Below are 5245 nucleotides of genomic sequence, written 5' to 3'. Positions count from 1 at the left end.
AAGAACATATATATTCTAAAAAGCAAAAAAGAAGCTGTCTAGTTTTGAGACAGCTTCTTTTTGTTTTATAATATTAACCCGGAATCTGTTCGGTTAAAACTTCATTTCCTTTTGTATCATAATAAGTACAGGTTAATGCATCTAAATCAACAATCCATTTTTCAATTCCTGTTTCTGCACAATGATTGCAAAAAGTAAAATAATCTGTTTCGCCTTGTTGATGAATCTTTAATAAACGAGCAAACTCCTCTTTATTTAAATTGTCTGAAATCGTTAAATCATTGTATTTTGGAGTTGATTGTGCCGAAAAAGCATTGCTTCCAAAATAATTGGTATGACTGTCTTTTACCCACGTTTCAAAACTAGTTACGCCTAATTGTTTAATTTCCTGAATGTATTTCGGAAAATCGGCACCCGATTTTACTTTTGCGTGCGCTTCTTCAATTTCTTTTACTGTAAACATTTTCTAAATTTTTATGCTGTAAAACTACAAATAAAAAAACATCTCTTAAATTGAGATGTTTCCTTTTTATAAATTATTTATGCTTTCTAATTAAACGCTTTTGCAATCATTACCAACGAGCCTTTATCGGTAATACCAGACTGTCGCCAAACCATTGCCCCGTTTTTATAGACCATTAATGTAGGTTCAGATTTTATTCGTAAAGCTTCAACCAATTGCGGATTTTTTAGGGTATTGATATTTATAATGGTTAACTTTTCGCCCATTTCTATTGCTACCTCTTCTATAATTTGTTGCATTTGCTCGCATTCGGGATTGTGTTCAGCGGTAAACTGAATTAAAACCGGAATGTTTGAGTTTATTAAATCACCAAATTTTGACATATTACTCCTTTTTCTATCGATACAAAATTAAAAATTTTAACTAATTAACCTTTTATTATTTGCTTTTTTTTTAATTCTAAAACGGTAATTTCAGGCCAAATACCAACTCTGCCAGAATAAGCATGGAAACCAAAACCGCGATTCACGTAAATATATTGGTGTCCTTTGTTGTATAAACCGCCCCATTCGGGATAAATATATTCTGCCGGGCTCCATTCTAAAACTTTCGGAATATTAAAGCCAAACTGCATACCGTGTGTGTGACCCGACAAAGTAAGCTGATATTTCTGTTGATGATTCACAATTTCGGCATCCCAATGAGATGGATCGTGCGTCATTACAATTTTAAAAGCGTTGGTTGGAACATTTTCTGATGTTTTCTTTAAATCACCTGCTTTTTTAAAGTTTAAACCCCAGTTTTCTACACCTAACAAATATATAGAATCATTGTTACTTTTTAGAACTACGTTTTCATTTAAAAGCAGTTTAAAACCACTTTTCGCAATATTATTTTTAATTGCCGTAAAATTTTGTTCTTTGTCAGTTTCAGTATCCCACTTAACGTATTCGCCATAATCATGATTTCCTAGAACAGCGAATTTACCATACTTTGGCGTTTTAATTTTTTGCAATGTTTCAATCCACGGGTCGGCTTCAGTAGCCAACGTATTTACAAAATCGCCTGTAAAAAGTAAAACATCGTATTCTTGCGAATTAATCATTTTAATACCTTCTTCAATTGCCGCTTTGTTATCCCAACTTCCAACGTGCAAATCTGATATCTGCAACACTTTTAAACCATCAAAACTACTAGGAAGATCCTTAAAAACGATGGTTTCTTGTCGAACTTTAAAATTATACTTCCCTACAAAAACGCCATAAATAATTGAAATCGTAAGCAAGCTTGCCGCAACTAAAACAATACGTGTAAGTAAACTGCTGCGCGAGTTTGTAATAATTTTTTTATAAATGAATTTATTGCTTGTCCATCTTGTAAAACGGAACATATCTTCTACTAAAAGTGGTATGCTAATAAGTATTTTAGGAAGTAAAAAAAGCAATATCAATGCCATGATATGCATACTTTCTGATGTTTGACCTTTAGATTTGTCTGCCCCGTTAAAATATAAAAGCAAACTAGCAATTATGGTAATCAACAAAAGCAAATAAGCAAAAACAGCCGATCTTTTTTTTGTAAATCTATATAATAAGTGACAAGTGTATATTTCGCCTAAAATAATAATAATTAATAGTATAGGAAAAAGTGCTGCAATCATTCTGTTTTTAGTTTGTCTCAAAATTACATAACTTTCGTTTTTAATTGAAGGTAGTTTTTAATACTTTAACAGTTTTAAATTTCTTTTAAAGTAATTAGCTTTTCAAAGACAACTAAAAACTTACAACTCATATCTTTTTTGTAATTTTGATGCTTTTGAAACAGTTAGTATGAACAACCAGAAACGTTTATTTCTTTTAGATGCCTACGCGCTTATTTTTCGTGGGTATTATGCTTTTATAAAAAATCCCCGAATTAACTCAAAAGGGTTAGATACATCGGCTGTGATGGGTTTTATGAACTCGTTAATGGATGTTATAAAACGCGAACGCCCCGATTATTTGGCAGTTGCTTTTGATAAAGACGGAAGCCAAGCACGATGTGAAATTTTCCCTGAGTACAAAGCAAACCGCGATGAAACACCCGAAGCTATTAAGATTTCGATACCTTATATAAAAGAAATTTTAAACGCAATGCACATTCCAATTATTGAAGTTCCGGGAATTGAAGCCGACGATTTAATTGGAACGTTATCTAAAAAAGCAGAAAAAGAAGGGTTTCAGGTTTTCATGGTAACACCCGACAAAGATTTTGCGCAGCTGGTTTCAGAAAATATTTTTATGTATCGCCCAGCACGTATGGGCAATGGTATAGAAATTTGGGGAGTTAAAGAAGTTCAGGAAAAATTTGAAGTGAACGATCCGTTACAAGTGATTGATTTCTTGGGAATGATGGGCGATGCTGTTGATAATATTCCGGGATTACCAGGCGTTGGCGAGAAAACAGCAAAGAAATTATTAGCAGAATTCGGCTCAATGGAAAATTTGTTGGAAAATACCGATAAGTTAAAAGGAAAAATGCGCGAGAAGATCGAAGCTAATAAAGAAATTGGATTGCTTTCAAAAAAACTGGCGCGTATCTTTTTAGATTGTCCGGTGGAATTTGAAGAAGAATTTTTTAGATTAGAGAAGCCCGATGTTGCAAAAACCGAAGCTATTTTTCAAGAACTGGAATTCCGTAGAATGAAAGAACAGTTCGATAAAATTTTTGCAGATGAAGTTGTAATGACGCAACCAACACCAATTGGCAAGCAATCTGTGAAAAGCATCGATCAGTTTTCGCTTTTTGAAACAGGCGATACCGAAATTAAAATTACCGACGAAGGTTACTATAAAACTTTATCAAACACCGATCATTTTTATCAGTTGGTTCAAGGAAAATTTGCTATACAGTTATTTGTAAAAACGTTGTTAGAACAAACCGAAGTTTGCTTTGATACCGAAACAACCAACATTGATGCTAATTTGGCAGAATTGGTTGGGATGTCGTTTTCGTACGCAAAAGGTTCGGCATATTACATTCCGTTCCCAGAAAATCAAGACGAAGCGCGGGAGTTAATCGAAATATTCCGACCGTTTTTAGAAAATGATCAAATTATAAAAATCGGTCAGAACTTAAAATACGATATTAAAGTCCTTAAAAATTATAATGTAGAAGTTAAAGGATTTTTGTTTGATACTATGATTGCGCATTATTTGATAAACCCAGATATGCGTCATAATATGGATGTTTTGGCAGAAACCTATTTACAATATCAGCCACAATCGATCGAAGAATTAATTGGTAAAAAAGGCAAAGGACAAAAATCTATGCGCGATGTTTCGGTAGAAGATGTAAAGGAATACGCAGGTGAAGACGCCGATGTTACCTATCAACTGAAAGAAGTTTTTGCTCCCAAATTAGATCAAAGTAAAACAAGAGAATTATTTGATAAAATCGAAAGTCCGTTGGTTTCTGTTTTAGCCGAAATGGAATCGGAAGGAATTAAATTAGATGTTGATTATCTTAATACACTTTCGGTAGAGTTATCAGCCGAAGCGCAAAACCTTCAAACAAAAATATTTGAAACAGCCGGAGAAGAATTCAATCTGGCATCGCCAAAACAATTGGGAATCATTCTTTTTGAAAAACTTAAAATTGGTTCAGGCAAAATAAAGAAAACCAAAACCGGGCAATATGCAACGGGCGAAGAAGTGTTGAGCGATTTGGCTAAAGACAACGAAATTGTTCGCGATATTTTAGAATGGCGACAAATAGTTAAACTGCAAAACACCTATGTTGATGCGTTGCCAACGCAGATAAACCCTAAAACGGGTCGCGTACATACCGATTATATGCAGGCGGTTGCAGCTACGGGGCGTTTAAGTTCGAATAATCCGAATTTGCAGAATATCCCAATTCGTACCGAACGCGGACAAAAAGTTCGTAGAGCATTTGTTGCAAGAGATGAAAATCATGTGTTGGTTTCTGCCGATTATTCGCAGATTGAATTACGCATTATTGCCGCTTTAAGCGAAGAACCTAACATGATTGAATCGTTTCAGAATCATTTAGATATTCACAAAGCCACAGCTGCTAAAGTATTTAAAGTTGATTTAGATAGTGTAACGCGCGAACAACGTAGCAACGCTAAAACGGTAAACTTTGGAATTATTTACGGCGTTTCTGCATTTGGTTTAAGTCAGCAAACAAGTTTAAATCGTACCGAAAGTAAAGAATTAATTGATGCTTATTACGCAACCTATCCAAAATTGCGCGAATACATTAACACACAAATTGAATTTGCTCGTGAATACGGATATGTGCAAACCGTTTCTGGTCGTCGCAGGTATTTAAAAGACATCAATTCGCAGAATGCTGTGGTTCGTGGCGGTGCAGAACGTAATGCGGTGAATGCGCCTATCCAGGGATCGGCTGCCGATATCATTAAAATTGCAATGATTAACATTCACAACCGCTTGATAAAAGAAAACTTTGAAACCAAAATGTTATTGCAAGTGCATGATGAATTAGTTTTTGATGTTCCTAAAACCGAATTAGAAAAAGTAAAACCAATTATTAAACAAGAAATGGAAAACGCTTTTAAGTTAGCTGTTCCGTTGGAAGTTGAAATAGGCGAGGGCAGCAATTGGTTGGATGCGCATTAAAAAAGTTGAATTTTATAAAACATAAAAAAGCCGCTCATTTCGAGCGGCTTTTAATTTGGAATTAAAACTGAATTATTTCTTTACAATTTTAATAAATTGACTATTTTCTTTCGTTTTTACGTTCAGCATGTAAGTT

General features: G+C 34.2%; 4 protein-coding genes. 1 reads left to right on the top strand and 3 read right to left on the bottom strand.

All coding sequences use genetic code 11. The features are described 5' to 3' along the window. Positions 1-73: 73 nt before the first annotated feature. From EG242_RS14495 to EG242_RS14485, 3 genes are all read right to left on the bottom strand, one after another. Positions 74-463: a DUF1398 domain-containing protein gene (locus tag EG242_RS14495; RefSeq protein WP_124900625.1), complete on the bottom strand. Its 390-nt coding sequence runs from the start codon at positions 461-463 to the stop codon at positions 74-76. 86 nt (positions 464-549) lie between these two features. After that, positions 550-846, bottom strand: a complete 297-nt coding sequence (locus EG242_RS14490; RefSeq protein ID WP_124900623.1) for a thioredoxin family protein — start codon at positions 844-846, stop codon at positions 550-552. Positions 847-890: 44 nt separating this feature from the next. Continuing rightward, entirely contained in the window at positions 891-2123 is a 1233-nt protein-coding gene (locus EG242_RS14485; protein ID WP_124900621.1) for a metallophosphoesterase, read from the bottom strand. A gap of 169 nt (positions 2124-2292) precedes the next feature. On the opposite strand from EG242_RS14485, the gene polA reads away from it, so the two are divergent. After that, entirely contained in the window at positions 2293-5109 is a 2817-nt protein-coding gene (gene polA, locus EG242_RS14480; protein ID WP_124900619.1) for a DNA polymerase I, read from the top strand. Positions 5110-5245 lie beyond the last annotated feature (136 nt).

The sequence above is a fragment of the Paenimyroides viscosum genome (assembly GCF_003858535.1).
Classification (GTDB): domain Bacteria; phylum Bacteroidota; class Bacteroidia; order Flavobacteriales; family Flavobacteriaceae; genus Flavobacterium; species Flavobacterium viscosum.
The sequence above is the reverse complement of the archived record's forward strand: the minus strand, read 5'-3'. Positions and strand labels throughout refer to the sequence as shown.